22 protein-coding genes and 1 tRNA gene are annotated in these 19,809 nt (G+C 60.8%); 13 read left to right on the forward strand and 10 right to left on the reverse strand.

The window, feature by feature from the left end; translation table 11 throughout:
• Positions 1-17: 17 nt before the first annotated feature.
• The 5 genes from MWU54_RS00255 (at position 18) to MWU54_RS00275 (ending at position 3,743) form a co-directional block, all read left to right on the forward strand.
• The gene (locus tag MWU54_RS00255; RefSeq protein WP_247080044.1) at positions 18-1,004 is read left to right on the forward strand and encodes an SPOR domain-containing protein; all 987 of its coding nucleotides are present in this window, start codon (positions 18-20) and stop codon (positions 1,002-1,004) included.
• Positions 1,001-2,014, forward strand: a complete 1,014-nt coding sequence (locus tag MWU54_RS00260; protein WP_247080045.1) for a glycoside hydrolase family 3 N-terminal domain-containing protein — start codon at positions 1,001-1,003, stop codon at positions 2,012-2,014. The genes MWU54_RS00255 and MWU54_RS00260 overlap by 4 nt, the downstream gene beginning before the upstream one ends.
• Complete coding sequence (locus MWU54_RS00265) at positions 2,011-2,805, forward strand: ScpA family protein (RefSeq protein ID WP_247080046.1); 795 nt, start codon at positions 2,011-2,013, stop codon at positions 2,803-2,805. Before MWU54_RS00260 ends, MWU54_RS00265 begins: the two co-directional genes overlap by 4 nt.
• Positions 2,798-3,457 (forward strand): SMC-Scp complex subunit ScpB, encoded by a 660-nt coding sequence (gene scpB / locus MWU54_RS00270; protein WP_247080047.1) that lies wholly within the window; start codon positions 2,798-2,800, stop codon positions 3,455-3,457. The genes MWU54_RS00265 and scpB overlap by 8 nt, the downstream gene beginning before the upstream one ends.
• A 133-nt stretch (positions 3,458-3,590) precedes the next feature.
• Positions 3,591-3,743 carry a hypothetical protein gene (locus MWU54_RS00275; protein WP_247080048.1) on the forward strand — a complete coding sequence of 51 codons (153 nt, stop codon included), beginning with the start codon at positions 3,591-3,593 and terminating at the stop codon, positions 3,741-3,743.
• On the opposite strand, the gene MWU54_RS00280 is transcribed toward MWU54_RS00275, so the two are convergent.
• From MWU54_RS00280 to MWU54_RS00315, 8 genes are all read right to left on the reverse strand, one after another.
• Entirely contained in the window at positions 3,734-4,819 is a 1,086-nt protein-coding gene (locus MWU54_RS00280; protein WP_247080049.1) for a 2'-deoxycytidine 5'-triphosphate deaminase, read from the reverse strand. The two genes, MWU54_RS00275 and MWU54_RS00280, sit on opposite strands and share 10 nt — an antisense overlap.
• Positions 4,820-4,919: 100 nt before the next feature.
• A tRNA-Pro gene (locus MWU54_RS00285) sits at positions 4,920-4,996 on the reverse strand.
• A 68-nt stretch (positions 4,997-5,064) separates the two neighbouring features.
• Complete coding sequence (locus MWU54_RS00290) at positions 5,065-5,919, reverse strand: MerR family transcriptional regulator (protein ID WP_247080050.1); 855 nt, start codon at positions 5,917-5,919, stop codon at positions 5,065-5,067.
• Between the two features lie 6 nt (positions 5,920-5,925).
• On the reverse strand, positions 5,926-6,228 hold the full coding sequence (ihfA, locus tag MWU54_RS00295) for an integration host factor subunit alpha (RefSeq protein ID WP_247080051.1): 303 nt from the start codon (positions 6,226-6,228) through the stop codon (positions 5,926-5,928).
• Positions 6,229-6,321: 93 nt separating this feature from the next.
• Positions 6,322-7,293 (reverse strand): beta-ketoacyl-ACP synthase III, encoded by a 972-nt coding sequence (locus tag MWU54_RS00300; RefSeq protein WP_247080052.1) that lies wholly within the window; start codon positions 7,291-7,293, stop codon positions 6,322-6,324.
• Positions 7,290-8,399 carry a phosphate acyltransferase PlsX gene (gene plsX, locus MWU54_RS00305; RefSeq protein WP_247080053.1) on the reverse strand — a complete coding sequence of 370 codons (1,110 nt, stop codon included), beginning with the start codon at positions 8,397-8,399 and terminating at the stop codon, positions 7,290-7,292. Before plsX ends, MWU54_RS00300 begins: the two co-directional genes overlap by 4 nt.
• 25 nt (positions 8,400-8,424) lie before the next feature.
• A complete protein-coding gene (rpmF, locus tag MWU54_RS00310; RefSeq protein WP_247080054.1) occupies positions 8,425-8,631 on the reverse strand; it encodes a 50S ribosomal protein L32 in 207 nt (68 codons plus the stop codon).
• A 166-nt stretch (positions 8,632-8,797) separates the two neighbouring features.
• The gene (locus MWU54_RS00315; protein ID WP_247080055.1) at positions 8,798-9,355 is read right to left on the reverse strand and encodes a DUF177 domain-containing protein; all 558 of its coding nucleotides are present in this window, start codon (positions 9,353-9,355) and stop codon (positions 8,798-8,800) included.
• A gap of 87 nt (positions 9,356-9,442) precedes the next feature.
• Between MWU54_RS00315 and bamE the strand changes: the two genes are divergently transcribed.
• The 4 genes from bamE (at position 9,443) to MWU54_RS00335 (ending at position 13,725) form a co-directional block, all read left to right on the forward strand.
• Complete coding sequence (gene bamE, locus MWU54_RS00320) at positions 9,443-9,898, forward strand: outer membrane protein assembly factor BamE (RefSeq protein ID WP_247080056.1); 456 nt, start codon at positions 9,443-9,445, stop codon at positions 9,896-9,898.
• 2 nt (positions 9,899-9,900) lie between these two features.
• Positions 9,901-10,695 (forward strand): GNAT family N-acyltransferase, encoded by a 795-nt coding sequence (locus MWU54_RS00325; protein ID WP_247080057.1) that lies wholly within the window; start codon positions 9,901-9,903, stop codon positions 10,693-10,695.
• 9 nt (positions 10,696-10,704) lie between these two features.
• The gene (locus tag MWU54_RS00330) at positions 10,705-12,519 is read left to right on the forward strand and encodes an ABC-F family ATP-binding cassette domain-containing protein (protein ID WP_247080058.1); all 1,815 of its coding nucleotides are present in this window, start codon (positions 10,705-10,707) and stop codon (positions 12,517-12,519) included.
• 72 nt (positions 12,520-12,591) lie between these two features.
• On the forward strand, positions 12,592-13,725 hold the full coding sequence (locus MWU54_RS00335) for an acetoin utilization protein AcuC (protein ID WP_247080059.1): 1,134 nt from the start codon (positions 12,592-12,594) through the stop codon (positions 13,723-13,725).
• On the opposite strand, the gene MWU54_RS00340 is transcribed toward MWU54_RS00335, so the two are convergent.
• Complete coding sequence (locus tag MWU54_RS00340; protein WP_247080060.1) at positions 13,648-14,301, reverse strand: histidine phosphotransferase family protein; 654 nt, start codon at positions 14,299-14,301, stop codon at positions 13,648-13,650. The genes MWU54_RS00335 and MWU54_RS00340 overlap by 78 nt on opposite strands.
• Before the next feature lie 33 nt (positions 14,302-14,334).
• Between MWU54_RS00340 and MWU54_RS00345 the strand changes: the two genes are divergently transcribed.
• The 4 genes from MWU54_RS00345 to MWU54_RS00360 all read left to right on the forward strand — a co-directional run bounded on the left by MWU54_RS00345 (position 14,335) and on the right by MWU54_RS00360 (position 16,590).
• Positions 14,335-14,517, forward strand: a complete 183-nt coding sequence (locus MWU54_RS00345; protein ID WP_247080061.1) for a DUF3553 domain-containing protein — start codon at positions 14,335-14,337, stop codon at positions 14,515-14,517.
• A gap of 123 nt (positions 14,518-14,640) precedes the next feature.
• Entirely contained in the window at positions 14,641-15,411 is a 771-nt protein-coding gene (locus tag MWU54_RS00350) for a GNAT family N-acyltransferase (RefSeq protein WP_247081006.1), read from the forward strand.
• Complete coding sequence (locus MWU54_RS00355) at positions 15,408-16,238, forward strand: lysophospholipid acyltransferase family protein (RefSeq protein WP_247080062.1); 831 nt, start codon at positions 15,408-15,410, stop codon at positions 16,236-16,238. Before MWU54_RS00350 ends, MWU54_RS00355 begins: the two co-directional genes overlap by 4 nt.
• A 34-nt stretch (positions 16,239-16,272) precedes the next feature.
• Complete coding sequence (locus tag MWU54_RS00360; RefSeq protein WP_247080063.1) at positions 16,273-16,590, forward strand: hypothetical protein; 318 nt, start codon at positions 16,273-16,275, stop codon at positions 16,588-16,590.
• Between the two features lie 405 nt (positions 16,591-16,995).
• Here the strand turns inward: MWU54_RS00360 and gyrA are convergent, their stop codons facing one another.
• A complete protein-coding gene (gene gyrA / locus MWU54_RS00365) occupies positions 16,996-19,692 on the reverse strand; it encodes a DNA gyrase subunit A (RefSeq protein ID WP_247081007.1) in 2,697 nt (898 codons plus the stop codon).
• Positions 19,693-19,809 lie beyond the last annotated feature (117 nt).

Here is a 19,809-nt window from a genome sequence, read left to right on the forward strand (position 1 = left end):
CGGGACAAGAGGCGGACATGGCAGACATGCATATGACGGGCCCCGCACGCGGGGAAGAAACGTCAGGTGGGATTGCGTCGGCAGCCAATTGGCTGGGTGCAGCAATGTCTCTGGCGTTGATCATTGGTGTATCGGTGTGGGGGTATCGGCTGATCATGCGGGACGTCTCGGGCGTGCCGGTGGTGCGGGCGATTGACGGACCGATGCGCGTGGCCCCGGACAACCCCGGCGGCCAGATCGCACGACACGAAGGTCTGGCGGTGAACGATGTGGCTGGAACAGGCGCCTCTGCGCCACCGCCGGAAAAGCTGGTTCTGGCCCCGCAACCCCTCGATATTTCGGACGAAGACATGCCAGTGGCACAGCTTGCGGTCCCGGAAACGCTTAGCGAACAGGAAGTTGTGGCCCTGGCATCCTTGCGTCAGGACGCGGCCGAAGACGAAGCGGCCATCGCGCTGAGTGACATCGTGAACGCCGAAGACCCGATCAAGGCGCTTGCCGATCAGATTGCCGCCAATGCAACGCCCTTGGGCGAAATCGCACCGGATCCGAATGCCGGGTCCTTTGAAGCCGCGGTTGAAGCGCAGGTCGCCGCGATTGCGCCCACGGCCAGTCTTATCCCCGCGTCCGTTCCCGGCGTGTCGCGGTCATTGCGTCCCGCGCCGCGCCCGACCGGGTTGCGTCAGGCGTCATTGTCGGTCCCGACACCTGCGTTGACGGGTGCCTCAGAAATGAAGGCTGCGGACATCCCGGCTGGCACGCGGCTTGTCCAGTTCGGGGCCTATGACAGCCCCGAGATCGCGCGCGAACAATGGATCAAACTGAACGTGCGGTTCAGCGAATACCTGAACGACAAGGACCGCGTGATTGAACAGGCGACTTCCGGCGGACGCGTGTTCTACCGACTGCGCGCGCATGGCTTTGCCGATCTCAGCGACTCGCGCCGGTTCTGTGCCGCGTTGGTGGCCGAAGGCGCTGATTGCATCCCGGTGGTAAGCCGGTGAGCGCAAAACCCTTTGCGGCAGCAATTTATGGCTGCGAGGACGTGCGGTTGTCGAAAGACGAGCGCACGTTTTTTTCTGAGGCAAACCCGTTCGGGTTTATCCTGTTTGACCGCAATCTGAAGGACAGGGACGGCATCCGCGCCCTGACACAAGACTTGCGCGACTGTGTGGGTTGGAATGCGCCGATCTTCATTGATCAGGAAGGCGGTCGCGTCCAACGCCTGCGCGCGCCACTGGCCACAGACTGGGCACCGCCACTGGATCACGTGACGCGGCTTGGTGCCAACGCGGTCGAGGCCATGCGGTTGCGCTACCAGATCATTGCGATGGAGTTGATGGACTTGGGCATCGACGCCAACTGCGCCCCGATGCTGGATATCGCGCGGCCCGAAACACATCCCTTTCTGCAGAACCGTTGCTATGGATCGAGTTTGGATACCGTGGTGTCGATTGGTCGGGCCGTCGCCGACGGATTAATGGCGGGCGGCGTTTTTCCGGTGATCAAACACATCCCCGGCCACGGTCTGGCACAGATGGACAGCCATCTGGATTTGCCGGTCATTGATGCACCTGCCGATGACCTAAAAGCTGCGGACTTTGCCGCGTTCACACCGTTTTCGGACCTCGCCATGGGAATGACCGCGCATCTGGTCTACACCGCCTTGGGCGAAACCGAACCGGCAACCACGTCGCCCAGCATGATCCGGCGCATTCGGGACGAGATCGGGTTCACCGGCCTGCTGATGACCGATGACGTCTCCATGCAGGCCTTGTCTGGCACCGTGCCAGAGCGCGGCGCGGCGTCGATGGCGGCCGGATGTGATGTGATTCTGCACTGCAATGGCGATCTGGCTGAACGACAGGCGCTTTTTGATCGCGTCGGCCCGATGCCGGCGGCCAGCCAGGCACGGGCCGAAGCGGCCCTGAAAACCCGGCCCATACCGCAGGATATTGACATTGCGGACCTCAAAGCCAAGCTGGCGGCATTGGAGCAAAGGTCCGGTGCATGACGGAAACGCCCACAGACATGTTTGACAGCTCTGTCGCCGACCGGTTGGCAGCGGAAGCGTTGATCGTGGATGTGGACGGGTTCGAAGGCCCGTTGGACCTGTTGCTCAACCTCAGCCGTACCCAAAAGGTGGACCTGCGCAAGGTGTCGGTCCTGCAATTGGCGCAGCAATACCTGGCCTTTGTTGAAAAGGCCAAGGAACTGCGGATCGAACTGGCGGCGGACTATCTTGTCATGGCGGCATGGCTGGCCTTTCTGAAATCCCGCCTGCTCTTGCCCCCCGACCCAACCGAGGATGGCCCGTCCGGCGAAGACCTTGCCGCGCATCTGGCGTTTCAATTGGAGCGCCTTCAGGCGATGCGCGACGTTGCGGCCAAGCTCATGGCGCGGGACCAGCTGGGTCGTGACTTCTTTGCCCGTGGTCTGCCGGAAACCGTCGAACGGGTGCGCAAGGTGGACTACACCGCGACCTTGCTGGACCTGATGCAGGGCTATGCCCGCATCCGCACCAAGGATGAATTTCGCCCCTTTGTCATGGACCGCGACGCCGTGTTCACGATGGAGCAAGCGCTGGAACGGATGCGCGGATTGATCGGCTTTGCCGGCACCTGGACCGATATCGCCACCTATATGCCGGACGGTTGGGATGCCGATCCGGTGCGCTGGCGGTCGGCCACGGCGTCGACATTTGCCGCCTCGCTTGAGCTTGCGAAGGAAGGCAAGGTCGAGATACGCCAGTCTGACACCTTCGCCCCGATTGAACTGCGCCGCAGGGAGCCCCGCAGTGACTGACACGCCCGACATCGAAGAAAGCCTGTTCGAAGCGCCCCCCTTGGCAGAACAAGAGCGCATGGTCGAAGCGATCCTGTTCGCCACGGCGGAACCGGTCACGGTGAAAGAGTTGAACGACCGGATGCCGCATGGATCAGACGCAGCCGAAGCCTTGGTCTATCTACGCAAGCGGTATGAGGGCAGGGGTGTGAATGTGGTCAAGGTGGGGGATGCCTGGGCGGTTCGGACGGCTCCCGACCTTGGGTTCCTGATGCAGAAAGAAACGGTCGAGACCCGCAAGCTCAGCCGTGCGGCTGTCGAGACGCTGGCGATCATCGCTTACCATCAACCCGTCACCCGCGCCGAAATCGAAGAGATTCGTGGCGTTTCGGTCAGTCGGGGCACCGTGGACCAGCTTCTGGAAATGGAATGGATCCGCTTTGGCCGCCGCCGCATGACGCCGGGACGCCCGGTCACATTCGTGGTGACGCAGAATTTCCTCGATCACTTTGGCCTCGAATCCGCCCGGGACCTGCCCGGCCTCAAGGAATTGCGCGCAGCCGGGCTGTTGGAAAACCGGCCACCGCCGGGCACCATGCCGCAGGTTGGGGACGGTGATATCGATGCCGAAGAAGAAACCGAAGAGGGCCAGTCCGAGTTGTTCGAGGACTAGGGTTTCCTTCTCGTCACCGCGTCGAGCGACCCGTCCAAATTGCATCAAAATTTGCGAACAATGCCTGAAATTCGACGCAATTGTCTCCTATCTCCTGCGGTGAGGCAGATAATTTGCAGGAATGGAGGACGACATGAACCTCAATCAGATCATCAATATGGTCATGCGCACCGTGATGCGCCGCGTGGTCAACTCGGGCATCAACGCCGGGATGAACGCAGGCCAGAACGCGCTGGCCAAGCGTAAAAAGCCAAGCCAGCCGCACCCGGATGACCGTCAGCCCTGATCGCTGGCAAAGTGTTTGGACAGTTTTAATCCCTGTCCCTGATAGTTCGACTTGATCCCCGCGCCATAAAGCTGGCTCGGGGATTGATCCATTTTCTCATAGACCAAGCGTCCCACGATCTGCCCGTGCTCTAACACGAAAGGCGCTTCGTGGCAGCGCACTTCCAACACGCCGCGCGATCCCGATCCGCCTGCCGCATCGTGGCCGAAACCGGGGTCGAAAAACCCGGCGTAATGCACCCGAAATTCGCCCACCATCGCCAGAAACGGGGCCATTTCCGCAGCATAATCCGGTGGAATATGCACCGCTTCGCGGCTGACAAGGATATAGAACGCGTCTGGATCAAGGATCAGCCGCCCGTTTGACGTGTGCAACTCTTCCCAGAACTCTGACGGCGCATAGTGCCCCAGCTTGTCCAGATCAATCACACCCGTATGAGGTTTGGCGCGGTAGCCCACCAGATCGCCGTTCGCTGGTTTCAGGTCCACCGAAAACCCCAACCCGTCGCTGATCACGGCGGGTCCGCCATTCACCAGTGTCTGTTCGTTGTGCAGCGCGTGCAGGGTGTCGTCCGACAGGATTGATTGCCCATTGCGAAACCGGATCTGGTTCAGGCGCATGCCGGGACGGACCAACACGGAAAACGACCGCGGGCAAATCTCGGCATAAAGCGGCCCGGTATATCCCGGAGCGACGCGGTCAAATTCGGTGCCTTCATCGGTAATTGTACGGGTCAGCAGGTCCAACCGTCCGGTCGAACTTTTGGCATTGGCCACAGCACTGATCCCATCGGGCAGGGACAGACGCTCCATCAAGGGCACCAGGTACACACACCCTTTTTCAAGGACTGCGCCGCCGTTCAGCGAAATGCGGTGCATTTCGAAATCCGCCAACCGGTCTTCGACGCGTTGACCTTTGCCCGCTAGAAACGACGCCCGCACGCGGTAAGCCACGGTGCCCAGGCGCAGATCAAGACTGGCGGGTTGAACCTGACCGTCGACAAAGGGACGCTCGGCGGCGATGACGCCTTGTTCCATCAGCGCGGTGATTTGCTGGTTGGCCAAAACGCCGGTCATATCTGTCGTCCTTGTCCGCAGTTGGCCTTGCATATCAAGCTGGAGACCGCCACGCGAGAGCGATTTTCGCGTGGGCAAAAGTGATAGCGATGTAAATGATTGGTCGGGCTAGCAGGACTCGAACCTGCGACCTTCCGTCCCCCAGACGGACGCGCTACCAGGCTGCGCCATAGCCCGACTGGTGCCTGTCATAACGGTTTTGGATCAGGCCGCAAGGGCGAAAATGCGTGAAATGTCGCGGGCTGTCAGGCCACCAATTTGCGCAGCTTTTCGACAAGTGGCGCAATCTCGCGCGCCGACTCGGGTGTCAGCCGCGTGATCCTGGCCAGCGCAGACAAGGCACCGGCGCGCGGTTCCGTCGGCGGGGCGACGGCGGGTTCAACCTCGTGTTCCGGCTCGGGCGCACTCTCGTCGGCAACCTCTTGCGGCGCATCTTCAACGGCTTCCGCTGCGTTGCGGTCATCAAGGGAGCGCTGCAAGAACCCGGGCAACGGGGTCGGGTCCGGGTTGTCTTCAGCCGCGTCATCTTCGGCGAAGTTTGCCTCTCGTTCCGGGCCCGCTTCGCCGACTGGTTCAGGCGTCTCAAGGGGCTCCGCAATCGTTTCCGCAACGGGCGGCAGAAGGTCGTCCTGCGCAGTGTTCTCCTCCAGTGGAGGTTCGTCTACGGCCTCTTCCGGCGCATCAGCCACAGGGACCGGGTCAACAGTGTCCTTGGCTGCCACAGGGGCAGGGTCCGCAGTTTTGGTGAACGGCACAACCGTGTCCAGCGGTTCGGTGGCAACCACGTCTTCGATCATCACGTCATCGCCGTCGTCGTCTTCTCCAACACTTAATGTACAAAGTGAAGCAACGTGCTTAATACCTTTTTCCCGAAGGATTTTTTGCGCGCCCTTGATGGTCATTCCATCTTCGTGCAGCAGTTTCTTGATACCGCCAAGCAACCGCATGTCGGCGGGACGGTAATACCGTCGACCACCGGCGCGTTTGACCGGTTTGACCTGGGTAAACTTGCTTTCCCAGAACCGAAGAACATGCGCGGGCGTGTCCATCCAGTCAGCCACTTCACTGATCGTGCGGAACGCGTCTGCGGACTTGCTCATGGCGGATTACCTTTTGTTCCCAGCGGCGACCCGGTCTTTCATCAGGTGGGAGGGGCGGAACGTCAGAACACGGCGCGGGTTGATGGGAACCTCTTCGCCTGTCTTGGGATTCCGGCCCACGCGCGCGGCCTTGTCGCGGATCGAGAAGGTGCCAAAGGACGAGATCTTGACCTGTTCGCCAGCGACCAGCGCGTCGGACATATGGTTCAAAACGGACTCGACCAAGTCCGCACTTTCGTTTCGCGACAACCCCACTTCGCGAAAGACGGATTCACTTAGATCCATACGTGTCAGCGTTTTTTGACTCATCGAACAGGCCTCCCCAGTTTGAGCCAGAATGAGGCCAGCCAAATTCCGAGTCAATATCAATGGCTTGCGCGCAGGAATTTAGAGGAAATTTGCCTACCAGCGCAGGACAACGGCCCCCCAGGCCAAACCGCCGCCGATGGCTTCGGTGACAACCACATCCCCGGTCTTGATCTGGCCGCGTTCGACTCCCACCGAAAGGGCCAGCGGAATTGAAGCTGCAGATGTGTTTCCGTGGTCCTGAACGGTGACCACCACATGATCCATCGACAGGCCGAGCTTCTTGGCGGTGCCCTGAATGATCCGGATATTGGCCTGATGCGGGACAATCCAGTCGACCTCATCATTTGACAGGTCGATCTTCTCCATCGCCGTGGTCGCGGTTTTTGCAAGTTTCTCAACGGCGTGGCGGAAGACTTCCTTGCCCTGCATCCGCAAATAGCCGGTCGTATGCGTGCTGACCCCGCCATCGACGTAAAGGATATCCCTGTATTGCCCGTCCGAGTTCAGATCGACGGACAGGATACCCCGGTCAGTCTTGTCCCCAACGCCGTCCTGCGCTTCAAGGATGACCGCCCCGGCACCGTCACCAAACAGCACGCAGGTGCTGCGGTCGGTCCAGTCCATGATCCGGCTGAAGGTTTCCGCACCGATCACCATGACGCGCTTGGCCTGACCGGACACGATCAATGCGTTTGCGTTGGCCATCGCGTAGACGAACCCGGCGCAGACGGCCTGAACGTCAAAAGCAAACCCGCGTGTCATCCCGATGGCGGATTGCACCATGGTGGCTGCTGACGGAAAGGTCAGATCGGCTGTGGAGGTGGCCAGAACGATGGCGTCCAGATCGTTCGCCTCAAGCCCTGCAGATCGCAGGGCCTTTTTCGCGGCCTGCGTGGCCAGATCAGAGGTGGTTTCCCCCTCTGCCGCGAAATGACGCCGTTCAATGCCCGACCGGGAGCGGATCCATTGATCCGATGTGTCCAGTGAGGCTTCGAATTCGGAATTCGGCACCACACGTTCAGGAAGGTAATGCCCAAGTCCAACGACAACCGCGCGTGTGGTCATTTTGGGCTCTCCTCGGTGTCGTGATGGTCAGCAAGTGTGTCGGCCGCAACATCTGAAATCGACGCCAATCGCGCAGCAAGCCGGTCTGAAAAGCCCGATTGTGCCAGTTGATGCGCAAGCCGGATTGCCGCGGACACGCCTGTGGCATCAGCCGATCCGTGCGATTTCACAACCGTGCCGTTCAAGCCAAGAAAAACCCCGCCATTGACGCGGCGGGGATCAATTTTCTTTTGCAGACGGCGCAGCGACGTCAAGGCAAGAACGGACGCAATCTTTGACAGCAGGGAATAGGCAAACGCTTCTTTGAGCCGGTCGCCGATCAGCGATGCGGTGCCTTCGCCGGTCTTCAACGCGACATTGCCGGTAAAGCCGTCGGTGACAATCACGTCGCAGGCCTCACCAGGAATATCGCCGCCTTCGACAAAGCCGACAAATTCGAACTGGGCGCGGTCGGAGGCGTTGGAAATCAGGTCATGCGCCTCTTTCAATTCGGCGCGGCCCTTGTGTTCTTCGGTGCCGACATTGAGCAAACCGACACGCGGACGGTCAAGTTCAAGACCGTTGCGCGCGTAAGACACGCCCATCAGGGCGTATTGCAAAAGATCCTCGGCATCGGCGCGAATATCTGCGCCCACGTCCAGCATCACGTTGAACCCTTGCGGATTGCGCGAGGGCCACAGGATCGCAATGGCAGGGCGGTTGACGCCGGGCAGCTTGCGCAGGCGGATCATCGACAGCGCCATCAGCGCGCCGGTATTGCCACAGGACACCGCGACCGTGGCTTCCTTGTTGCGCACCGCATCAATCGCCGCCCACATGGACGTGTCCTTGCCATGGCGCATGACATGGCTGGGCTTGTCCGTCATCGACACGATGTCGGTTGCGTTGCGAACTTCGCACCGCCCGGCAAGCTCTTTGCGGCGCTCAATCAGACGCGTGAGTTCGGCCTCTGGTCCGCAAACCAGAAACCGAATGTCAGGGTTTGATTGTGCAGAACGAGACATGCCGGAGACAATTGCCTCCGGCCCAAGATCGCCGCCCATAGCGTCGATTGAAAGCACAATTGGCGCATCTCCCGCTTTCATATGATCCTGCGACGAGGTCATGCAGAGAGGTACGCCTTTTCGTTGCTTATGCTGCGTCTTCGTCCAAGTCGATTTCGTCGGCCTGCGCGATCACTTCGCGGTCCGCGTAATGTCCGCAGGACGGGCACACGTGGTGCGGGCGCTTCAGCTCGCCGCAGTTGGTGCATTCGTTCGGGTTCGCAGCGACCAGAGCGTCATGTGCGCGACGGTTGTTGCGACGCGATTTTGATACTTTGTTCTGTTGGACAGCCATGTCTCAACCTCAATTATCTATTACCTGTGGCATGCTCGCCATGCCGCGTTTCGGGTGTGTCCGGCCTCTTACGGGAAACTCGGGCCGGGGGGCAACCCCCCACCTCGGATGAAGGCGCGAACATAGGGGCAAACTTGAAATCCGCAAGCGTTTTCTGGACCGGGCGTCAGGTCTTTTTGTCCAGCTGATCGCGCAACGCCGCCAAACCGGCAAAGGGCTTGGTATCTTCGTCTTTCATGGGCGTCACGCCGTCTTCTGCAAACACCGCTTCTCCCAGATCGACGCCTTCGCTGCGCGGGTATTGGGGCAGGGCAAGCAACAGCGATTCTTCCATCACCGCCACCGCGGAAATGACCGCGCCCAGCAGTTCGGTGCTGGTGTCCTCCGGCATCTCGGTTTCCGCGCCTTCTTCGCCGATGTCGAAATACTCTGCCGGAACGTAGGTGCGTTCCACATGTTCGTCGATCCGGGTTGTGACCGGTTCAAGGGTCACAACACAGGGCTGCACCACGGTTGCCCCCAACGTGCCCCGCAAGGACCAGCCCTGCGCACCCGCCGGCGCAATCTCGCCCTCGAACCGCAGCTTTTTCAGCGCTGACAGCCCCAATTGATCGGCAAGAGCGTCCCGCGCCGCAGCGTCCGGACGGATTTCGAATGGGGTCGGATGCCGCGTCGACAGATCGTGGACGCGGAATTCTCCGGGTTTGAGGGCCGATTGTGGCATATCTAGTGTGCACCCTTTGCTTGAACGCAGGCCAAAGGCCGTGTAATCGAGATAGAAGGCAGTGAACGCCAACGCAAGAGAGGCGCTATGCAGGGCAACGGATCGAGACTCAGGATCGGACTTGGGGCGCTTGCGCTTGTTGTCCTGGCAGGATGCACCGCACAATACCGCACACATGGCTATGTGCCATCCGAAGATGAGCTTCAGCAAATCGTCCCCGGTGTCGACACACGGGGCACAGTCGAGGATCTGGTGGGTGTTCCGTCAACCTCGGGCACGCTGAATGAATCCGGGTTCTATTACATCGAAAGCGACGTGCGCCATTTCGCATGGCGTCGCCCCGAAGTGGTGGACCGCCAGGTGCTGGCCATCACCTTTGATCAGGCGGGTGTTGTCGAAAATATCGAACGCTACGGGTTGCAGGACGGGCAGGTTGTGCCGCTGACACGTCGGATCACGCGGTCTGGCGATGGCGATATCAACTTTATCCGCAAGCTCTTCGGCAATATCGGCGGCATCAACGCAGCAGATTTCTTCAATTGATCATGGCAGACGTCGCAGAATGCGATGTCGCTGCCCCTGATCTGCGGGTTGATCTGGCGCTGGGGGCGTACCGGGCACGGATTGATCGCACGCCAGAGCTACAGGCCGACGCGCTGCAATTGCGCGGGCAGAGCTTTCGTCAGGGGCGGATGGACGCGGATGCCTTTGATGCGGTGTCCTGGCATGGCACGGTGACAGGCCCGCACCGGCAAAATCTTGTGGCCTTCCGCCTGCGGATCGTGTCGGCTGCGCGCTTGTCCAGCACCTATACCGGGCAGGCCTATGATCTGTCGCCCCTGACCAAACGCCACCAGCGGTTTCTGGAACTTGGGCGGTTTTGCCATGCCAATGGCGCGATTGACACCACGGCCATCCGATTGGCCTGGGCCGCCATCGGCACGTTGGTGGATGCCTACGATGTTCACATGCTGATTGGATGCAGTTCGTTCCCGGGCGTCGATCCTGCCTGCCACAGCGCCTGTTTTGCAACGCTCTACCGTCATCATCTTGGGCCAGCTGATCTGCGGCCAAGGGCACGTTCGCCGGACGCCATCGCGCTGTCTGAGTCTGCCGCGCCGGACGTCGCGCTGCCGCCCTTGTTGCGGGCCTATCTGGGTATGGGCGGTTGGGTCGGGGATCAGCTTGTCATCGACCCGGACCTGAAGACCCAACACGTGTTTACCGGGATGGAGGTCGCCGCGATCCCGGAGCCGCGCAAGGCCCGCTTGCGTGCGCTGGCGCTGGCCGCGCAAGGCGATCCGGCTGGCCCCCTTGACCTTACCGGTCCCGCACCGTAGCGCCACGTCATGGCTGTGATACCTCTTTTACAACTCAACGATATCTCGCTCACCTTCGGGGGCGATCCGGTGTTCCATGATCTTGGTCTGATTGTCCAACCGGGCGACCGGGTGGCGCTTGTCGGGCGCAATGGATCGGGCAAATCCACCCTGATGAAAGTCATGGCCGGGCTGGTCGAGGCCGATACCGGCGACCGCGTCGTGTCGCCCGGTGTCAGCGTGGGCTATATGGAACAAGACCCGGACCTGAGCGCCTTTGACACGCTGGGGGAATACGCGATGCACGGGCTCGATCCGTCCGAGCTTTACAAGGTGGAACGCGCGGGCGAGGGGCTGAAATTCGATCCTGACCGTCTGGTCGCCACGGCATCGGGCGGCGAACGGCGTCGTGCGGCCTTGGCCCGGCTGATGGCGCAGGACCCTGAACTGATGTTGCTCGACGAGCCGACAAACCACCTTGATATCGAAGCCATTGGCTGGCTGGAGGACGAACTCAAGCGCACCCGCAAAGGGTTTGTCCTGATCAGCCACGACCGGCGCTTTCTGACCGAACTCACCCGCGCCACGCTCTGGATCGACCGGGGCCAGGTGCGGCGACAGGAAAAGGGCTTTGCAGCTTTTGAGGCCTGGCGCGACAAAACCTGGGAAGAGGAAGACCTCCAGCGTCACAAGATGGATCGCAAGATCAAGGCCGAGGCCCGATGGGCCGTGGAAGGCATCAGCGCCCGACGCAAGCGCAATATGGGCCGCGTACGCGCGCTCAAGGACCTGCGGCAGGAACGCGCGTCACTGATCCAGCGTCAGGACACCGCTGCGATGGCGCTGGCGTCGGGGCCGAAATCCGGACGCAAGGTGATCGAGGCCAAGGGCCTGAAAAAGACCTTTGGCGACACGGTCATTCTGCGGGATTTCTCATTAACCGTGCAGCGCGGGGACCGCGTGGCGTTTGTGGGTCCAAACGGCGTTGGCAAAACCACCCTGATCCGCATGCTGACCGGCGAAATCCCACCGGATGAGGGGACGGTCAAACTGGGCACAAACCTCGTGCCCGCCGTTTTTGATCAGACCCGCGCGCAGTTGAATGGCGATCTCAGCTTGTGGGAAAACCTCACCGGTGACCCCGAGATGCGGGTGTCGGGCAAGGCCGATCAGATCATGGTGCGGGGGATGCCGCGACATGTGGTGGGGTATCTTAAGGAGTTCCTGTTCGATGACAGTCAGGCGCGCGCGCCGGTACGGTCCCTGTCGGGGGGCGAAAAGGCGCGTCTGCTGCTGGCGCGGATCATGGCGCGGGAATCAAACCTGCTGGTTTTGGACGAACCCACCAATGATCTGGATGTCGAAACGCTGGATCTGTTGCAGGATCTGCTGGGCGACTACGATGGCACCGTGCTGTTGATCAGCCACGACCGGGACTTTCTGGACCGCGTCGCCACCACGACCGTTGCCATGGAAGGCAAGGGCCGGGCCACGGTCTATGCCGGCGGGTGGAGCGATTACCAATCGCAACGACAGGCCGAACCGACAACAGCCGCGTCGCCGAAACCGCAAGCAAAACAGGCCCAACCCAAACCCGAGGCCGCCAAGCCAAAGACCGGGCTGAGCTTTACCGAAAAGCACAGGCTTGAAGCGCTGCCTGCCGAAATTGACAGGCTGACAGCCGAGATCGCAAAGCTCGAAGGCCTGATGGCAGACCCAGAACTGTTCACGCGGGAACCTGTAAAGTTCAAGAAAGCCAGCGAAGCACTGGTGGCACGCCAGACAGCGCTGGCCGACGCCGAAGACCTGTGGCTTGAATTGTCGGAAAAGGCCGAAGCCGGGTGACCCTCCGTCGACGGAAGGTCAAAATGCGGTGCCGCATTTTGGCCTGCGCGGGGACCGGCCTATCTCATGCCCATGTCTGACCCGGTTTTTATTGGCGCGCGGATCTATCGCGGATCCAGCTATGGTGCGCATCACCCCTTGTCGATCCCGCGCGTGCCCACGGTCACCGATCTGTGCCGAACGCTGGGATGGCTGCCTACGGACCGGTATCGTACCAGCCCCTGCGCCAAGCCGGGTGCCCTCTATGGCTTTCATTCAAAAGACTACATCACCGCGTTGCAGCGGTCCGAAGTCACGCAGAACACGGATCTTGCCTACGGGCTTGGCACGCTCTCCAACCCGGTCTTTCCGGAAATGTACCGCCGACCCGCCACTGCGGCGGGGGGCGGTTTGCTTGCGGCCGAGCTCGTCCGGACCGGCGGGGTGGCGTATAATCCGGGTGGTGGCACCCATCACGGATTGCCGGACCGCGCCAACGGGTTTTGTTATATCAACGAACCGGTGTTAACGATCCAGCGCCTGCTTCAGATGGGCCTGACGCGGATCGCCTATGTCGATATCGACGCCCATCATTGCGACGGTGTCGCGGTGGCGTTTCATGGATCGCGCCAGGTTCGCATGATCTCGGTGCATGAAGACAAGCGCTGGCCGTTCACCGGCGCGCTTGAGGATAATGCGGGTGGGGCGGCGTTGAATATCCCCGTGCCACGCGGGTTCAACGACACGGAATTTGATCTGATCCTCAATGACCTGATCCTGCCTGCCGTGGACGCGCACGCGCCCGATGCGATCTACCTACAATGTGGCGCGGATGCGGTGACCGAAGACCCGCTGTCGCGCCTGACCTTGTCAAACCGCTGCCATATCCGCGCCGTGTGGGCGTTGCGGCCGTTGGCCTCGCGGCTGATCGTGTCCGGCGGCGGCGGGTACAATCCGTGGAGCGTTGGACGCGCCTGGGCCTGTGTCTGGGCCACATTGGCTGGGCAAGAGATCCCGGACAGGCTGCCACATGACGCGGAACAGATCCTGCGGGGGCTGCGATGGACCCGACGCGCGCACCCAACCGAGCAGATGCTCACAACGCTGCTGGATCCTGCGCGCCCCGGACCGATCTCGGATCACGTGCGCTCAGTGGTCGACGCCCTGCAGCCCCGAATTCGGGGTTTGGGGCAGGGTCAGGCGCAGCATGATCCGACCGTCGGCTGACCCGTCCTCGACCGCAAGCGCGTCATCGGCGCTAAGATGGCGCAACAAAGCGAACTGGACATGGGCCGGGCGCAGCTCTGGCAGGGGCGCGCCACCGGTCATGGACAAGATCGCCCACAAGTCCCGATCCGGCACGCAAACCGGGCCTTGTCCGGTGATGATCAGATCCGGACCGTCTGATCCAACCGACAAAAGCCCGCCTTGTTGCAGCGCCGTTTCCGCGCAGAGCACGGCCAGGTAGGCCAGTTGCACCGCGTCGCGGCCAATATCGTGGTACAGCGTCCATTCTGTGCGAAGGCGGGTGCCGACATAGTGGTCGGCAAGGGTGCGCGCGGCCTGCGCATTGGGAATGGTGCGACTGTCGCCCGCCCCGCCGAAGGCGATGCGGAAAAACTGGATTCGCGCGGTTGCGTTGTCACAGCTTTGCTGGATCAGCATCATTTCCGGACTTGCCGGGCTTGGTGCGGTGAGTGAAACCAGTTCCAACCCATTGGAAATCGCGCCAAGAGGGTTGATAAGGTCGTGGCAAATCCGCGATCCGATCAATGCGGCCAATGAAGATGGGGGGTGCTGCACTATGTTCTCCGACACATGGCAAGGAGCCCACACATGACCGACCTCAACGGCATTCTGGAACCGGGTTCGCTGGTCCGCCACCCGGATGAACCGGATTGGGGCATCGGACAGGTGCAATCCAACATCGGCAATCGGATCACGGTCAATTTCCGCGAGGTTGGCAAAGTGGTCATTGATGGGTCGCGCATTGGCTTGCTTCCAGTGTTTGACGAGTAGATATTCAACCAAAGGTTGATATTTCATTAACGCATTCCGCCCAACTTGTCGCGCGTTTTTCATCGCGTTGCGTGGACCAGAGGCGGGGATTACACTGTCTGTGCAACGTGCTGCGTGGATGAGATGCTTCAGAACGCCCCTTTCTTACATGCGTCCCTGGCGCAAACAGAGGCCGACATCCGTTCCGCGCAACGGCTGCGATACCGCGTTTTTGTGCAGGAGATGGGCAGCGACGGACCCGGTGTCGACCACGCGCGAAGCCTTGAGACAGATGCGTTCGACCCTTATGCCGACCACCTGTTGCTGCGGGATTCGCGGCTTGTGGATGGTGACAATGACGGGGTCGTTGGCGTCTACCGGCTGATGACCCGGGACCACGCCGCCAAAGCCGGGCGGTTCTATTCGGCTTCTGAATTCGATCTTGCGTGCCTGACACAGACCAAGCGGACAGTTCTTGAGCTTGGCCGGTCCTGTTTGCATCCCAAATATCGCGGCGGCGCGGGGTTGCTGGCAATGTGGCAAGCGTTGGCGGGCTATGTTGCTGCGCGGGATATCGACCTGATGTTCGGGGTGGCCAGTTTTCGGGGCACCGATCTGAACAGCCTTCTGCATCCCGTGTCGCACCTGCACGATGCCTATCTTGCGCCTGCGCCCATTCGGGTGCGCTCACGGATGCCACTGCCCATGCCGCTCCTGCCGCGCGATCAGATCAACCGGAAGACCGCGATGCGGGACACTCCGGCGCTGATCAAGTCCTATCTCAAGATCGGTGGCGTCATTGGCGAGGGCGTCTACGTGGACCACGCGTTCAACACGGTGGATGTCTGCCTGCTGCTTGAAACCGACACGCTCAAACAGCAGGGTTTGGCCCGACGGATGAGGTCCTCTGCATGAGCACACCGACATGGGACAGCCATGATCCGATCGAGACCCCTCCGATCACACCGATGGGATGGGTCCGTGTGGCGCTTCGCGGAACCGGTCTCGGGACACTTGTGTTCGGCGGGCTTGCGGTCCTGCTGCTGATCCGGCTTGTGGAACGGCCGATCTTTGGCGTCGATCGCCCGCTGACGCCATATATCACCCAGGCGGTGTGCCGTGCGGCGTTCGTGATCCTGGGTCTGCCGATGCTGGTGCGCGGTCCGCGCATGAAAGTGCGCGGCGCTGTGGTGGCCAACCACAGTTCCTGGCTGGACATCTTTGCCTTGAACGCACGCAAGAATGTCTATTTCGTTTCGAAATCGGAAGTCGCCTCCTGGCCTGGGATCGGCTGGTTGGCGCGCGCGACAGGCACCGTGTTCATCCGCCGCGACCGGCGCGATGCCAAGGCCCAGCTTGCGGTGTTCGAAGAGCGTCTGCAGCACGGGCATCGGTTGCTGTTTTTCCCCGAAGGCACCTCAACCGATGGGGCCCGGGTGCTGGCCTTCAAACCCACATTGTTTGCGGCGTTCTTTTCGGACAACCTGATGCACGACATGCATATTCAGCCCGTGACGGTGATCTATCACCCGCCAGAAGGCGAAGACCCGCGGTTTTATGGCTGGTGGGGGGACATGGGGTTCGGCGCACACTTGATCAAGGTGCTGGCGCAATCCCGGCAGGGCAAAGTCGAACTGGTGTATCACCCACCGGTCCGGGTGGACGCCTTTCCCAATCGCAAATCGCTTGCCAGTCATCTTGAGGCGCAGGTGCGCGGGGGGCATAGCCGATTGGCCGTCTGAGCACGACCACATCCGACGACGCTGTGGGGTCCTCATGGATCGCGGATTTTGTCTGTCCCTGCCGAAACAGCCCGATGATGCCGAAGGTGATAAAACCGATCTGGATCAGAAACGCACCAAGGTTGAATGCGCCCACAAGGCTGATCAATACCAGCAGGGCCGCGATTACCTTGCTTGCCGAATAAACCGCGCCGTTGCCGCAGGTGCGCCCGGATTGAACCAGCGCAAACCCACCAACGTAAATGATCGATCCGATCACACCGCTCAGCTGAAGCAGGTCGGGATACGCGCGCATGAGATCAAGGAGGGCCGACATGAACAGGCTCCGGGAAATATGCCCGACCATCCTTGAACAGATGATCGGGCTCGCGTTCTAAAATGCCGTGCCGGGATCAAATGAGGGTCGACCCCGACACATTTCAAAAAAAGGACTTGTTGGAAACAAAGTGGAACAAATGACTTTGGGCAGCACGAGATTGGATATGTCCAATCAGACCAACAGGGAGGAATATTGATAAAGTCTGCCGTGCTGCGGGGAACTATCCTTTCTACGTCTCTTATACACCTGACGCCGGGTAAGCGCAGGTCAGGAATACCAGACCATGCGACAGGGCCCGTGTGAAAAGGGTGTGAAATCCTGCGTAAGGCATTGAAGGCGGCGCAGACGCTCCGCACTCGACAGCCAAGAAAAAAGCAGCGCGGGATGTGTCCCTGCGCTGCTTTTATGTCATTGTATCAGTGTGTTGAGGTGCCGAGCTTATTCTTCGGTCGGCTCGTCTGCCTCATCCCCCTGATCGGCGATCCATGCAACAGAGACCACTTCTTCATCCGCGCCCGTGTTGAACACCTTCACGCCGCCCGCGCTGCGGGACCGGAAGGAAATGCCGTCCACCGGGACCCGGATGGACTGCCCCTTGGACGTGGCCAGCATGATCTGGTCATCCATGTCGACCGGGAAACATGCCACCAGCGTACCGCCCCGCATGGCCTTGTCGATGGCCTGAACCCCCTGACCGCCACGGCCTCGGACCGGGTAGTCATGGCTTGAGGACAGCTTGCCTGCGCCCTTGGCGGTGATCGTCAGGATCAGGTTCTCTGCCGCCGACATTTCGGCGTAACGTTCCTGCGTAATCGAACCCGGCGCAACACCGTCCTCGTCATCAATCTCGGCGTCATCCGCCAGCCCGGCCACAGCGCGGCGCATCTTGAGATACGCGGCCCGTTCCGCGGGATCAGCTTCGAAATGCCGGATCACCGCCATGCTGACCACGCGGTCGCCGTTGTTCAGGCGAATGCCGCGCACACCGGTGGATTTGCGGCCCTTGAACACCCGGACATCCGTCGTCCGGAAGCGGATCGCGCGCCCGGCATCGGTGACCAGCATCACGTCGTCATCTTCGGACGCGATGCGCGCATTAACCAGTTCGACACCGTCGGGAAGGTCCATCGCAATCTTGCCGTTGCGCATCACATTTGTGAAGTCTGACAAGGCGTTACGCCGCACATCTCCTGCACTGGTTGCAAAGATGATCTGCAGATCGGCCCATTCTGTTTCGTCCCGGTCCACCGGCATGATCGCCGCAATCGACACGCCCGTCGGAATGGGCAGGATATTCACGATCGCCTTGCCCTTGGACGTGCGCCCGCCTTGCGGCAAACGCCAGGTCTTGAGCTTGTAGACCATGCCTTCGGTGGTGAAGAACAACAGCTGCGTGTGCGTGTTGGCCACGAACAGCCGCGTGACGACATCATCATCCTTGGTCGACATGCCCGACAGACCTTTGCCGCCACGCTTCTGCGCCCGGAAATCGGCCAGTGGCGTGCGCTTGATGTAGCCGGACTGGGTCACGGTCACGACCATGTCTTCCCGCTCGATCAGGTCTTCGTCTTCCATGTCGCCGGACCAATCAACGATCTCGGTGCGGCGTGGCACGGCAAACAGGTCTTTCACCTCGCGGAGTTCGTCCGCGATGATGCTCATGATGCGGTCCCGTGATCCCAGAATCTCAAGGTATTCCCGGATTTTCCCGGCCAGTTCTTCCAGTTCGTCCGTGACTTCCTTCACACCGATCTGCGTCAGACGCTGCAACCGCAATTCGAGGATCGCCCGCGCCTGTGTCTCGGACAGGTTGTACGTTCCGTCGTCATTGGCCGTATGGGTCGGATCATCAATCAGCGCGATATAGGGCAGGATGTCCGCCGCAGGCCAGCGCCGCGTCATCAACCGTTCGCGCGCTTCGGCGGCATCGGCAGAGGATCGGATGGTGGCCACGATCTCGTCGATATTGGTGACCGCTACGGCCAAACCACACAGGATATGGCTCCGCTCGCGCGCCTTGCGCAGCAGGTACGCGGTGCGCCGCGCAACAACGTCTTCGCGGAAATCAATGAACGCTGTCAGGAACTTGCGCAGCGTCAGTTGTTCAGGCCGCCCGCCGTTCAGGGCCAGCATGTTGCACCCGAACGACGTCTGCATCGGGGTAAAGCGGAAAAGCTGGTTCAGCACCACCTCGGCCGTGGCATCCCGTTTCAATTCGACCACAACCCGTACACCGTTGCGGTCGGATTCGTCCTGAACGTGGCTGATGCCTTCGATCCGCTTCTCGCGGGCGGCTTCGGCGATCCGCTCGATCATGGTGGCCTTGTTGACCTGGTAGGGGATCTCATCAATCACGATGGCCCAACGATCCTTGCGGATCTCCTCGACGCGGGTCTTGGACCGCACGATGACCGACCCGCGACCTTCAAGATACGCCTTCCGCGCGCCGGAGCGGCCAAGCATGATGCCACCGGTCGGAAAGTCGGGACCGGGCACGTATTCGATCAACTGCTCGGAACTCAGGTCCGGCTCCTCGATCAGGGCCAGCGTGGCATCCACCACTTCGCCCAGATTGTGCGGCGGGATATTGGTGGCCATACCCACCGCGATACCACCGGCCCCATTGACCAGCATGTTCGGGAAGCGGGCCGGCAGGACCGTGGGTTCCTGGTCCTTGCCGTCATAGTTATCCTGAAAATCGACCGTGTCCTTGTCGATATCCGCCAGCAGATAGGCCGCCGGCTTGTCCATGCGCACCTCGGTATAGCGCATCGCCGCCGGGTTATCGCCATCCATCGACCCGAAATTGCCCTGACCATCCAGCAAGGGCAGCGACATCGAGAAATCCTGCGCCATCCGCACCAACGCGTCATAGATCGCAGAGTCGCCATGCGGGTGATATTTCCCCATCACATCGCCCACGGGCCGCGCCGATTTGCGGTAGGATTTGTCGTGGCTGTTACCGCTTTCGTGCATCGCATACAGGATACGCCGGTGCACCGGTTTCAGCCCGTCCCGCAAATCCGGGATCGCCCGGCTGACGATCACGCTCATCGCGTAATCGAGGTAGGATGACTTCATTTCATCCGTGATCGACACCTGCGGCCCGTCATATTTGGGGCGCTCTGGCGGCATTTCGCTATCGTTCTCAGGAGTTTCTGGCGTGTCGCTCACGTGGATTGCCTGCTGTCTGCATGTCTATATTTTGTTGAGGTTACCTATATCAGATGCAGGATGTAGCCTGCAATCCAA

This window comes from Marivita sp. S6314 (assembly GCF_023015985.1).
Classification (GTDB): Bacteria; Pseudomonadota; Alphaproteobacteria; order Rhodobacterales; family Rhodobacteraceae; genus Marivita.

Coding starts and splice junctions, on each gene's coding strand:
- bamE (WP_247080056.1), top strand. CDS start 9,443: ATGCAGGGCAACGGATCGAGACTCAGGATCGGACTTGGGGCGCTTGCG.
- MWU54_RS00280 (WP_247080049.1), bottom strand. CDS start 4,819: ATGACCGGCGTTTTGGCCAACCAGCAAATCACCGCGCTGATGGAACAA.
- MWU54_RS00315 (WP_247080055.1), bottom strand. CDS start 9,355: ATGCCACAATCGGCCCTCAAACCCGGAGAATTCCGCGTCCACGATCTG.
- ihfA (WP_247080051.1), bottom strand. CDS start 6,228: ATGAGTCAAAAAACGCTGACACGTATGGATCTAAGTGAATCCGTCTTT.
- rpmF (WP_247080054.1), bottom strand. CDS start 8,631: ATGGCTGTCCAACAGAACAAAGTATCAAAATCGCGTCGCAACAACCGT.
- MWU54_RS00300 (WP_247080052.1), bottom strand. CDS start 7,293: ATGACCACACGCGCGGTTGTCGTTGGACTTGGGCATTACCTTCCTGAA.
- MWU54_RS00255 (WP_247080044.1), top strand. CDS start 18: ATGGCAGACATGCATATGACGGGCCCCGCACGCGGGGAAGAAACGTCA.
- MWU54_RS00350 (WP_247081006.1), top strand. CDS start 14,641: ATGCTTCAGAACGCCCCTTTCTTACATGCGTCCCTGGCGCAAACAGAG.
- MWU54_RS00355 (WP_247080062.1), top strand. CDS start 15,408: ATGAGCACACCGACATGGGACAGCCATGATCCGATCGAGACCCCTCCG.
- MWU54_RS00360 (WP_247080063.1), top strand. CDS start 16,273: ATGGATCGCGGATTTTGTCTGTCCCTGCCGAAACAGCCCGATGATGCC.
- MWU54_RS00290 (WP_247080050.1), bottom strand. CDS start 5,919: ATGAGCAAGTCCGCAGACGCGTTCCGCACGATCAGTGAAGTGGCTGAC.
- MWU54_RS00345 (WP_247080061.1), top strand. CDS start 14,335: ATGACCGACCTCAACGGCATTCTGGAACCGGGTTCGCTGGTCCGCCAC.
- MWU54_RS00275 (WP_247080048.1), top strand. CDS start 3,591: ATGAACCTCAATCAGATCATCAATATGGTCATGCGCACCGTGATGCGC.
- MWU54_RS00325 (WP_247080057.1), top strand. CDS start 9,901: ATGGCAGACGTCGCAGAATGCGATGTCGCTGCCCCTGATCTGCGGGTT.
- MWU54_RS00330 (WP_247080058.1), top strand. CDS start 10,705: ATGGCTGTGATACCTCTTTTACAACTCAACGATATCTCGCTCACCTTC.
- MWU54_RS00335 (WP_247080059.1), top strand. CDS start 12,592: ATGTCTGACCCGGTTTTTATTGGCGCGCGGATCTATCGCGGATCCAGC.
- MWU54_RS00265 (WP_247080046.1), top strand. CDS start 2,011: ATGACGGAAACGCCCACAGACATGTTTGACAGCTCTGTCGCCGACCGG.
- plsX (WP_247080053.1), bottom strand. CDS start 8,399: ATGACCTCGTCGCAGGATCATATGAAAGCGGGAGATGCGCCAATTGTG.
- gyrA (WP_247081007.1), bottom strand. CDS start 19,692: ATGCCGCCAGAGCGCCCCAAATATGACGGGCCGCAGGTGTCGATCACG.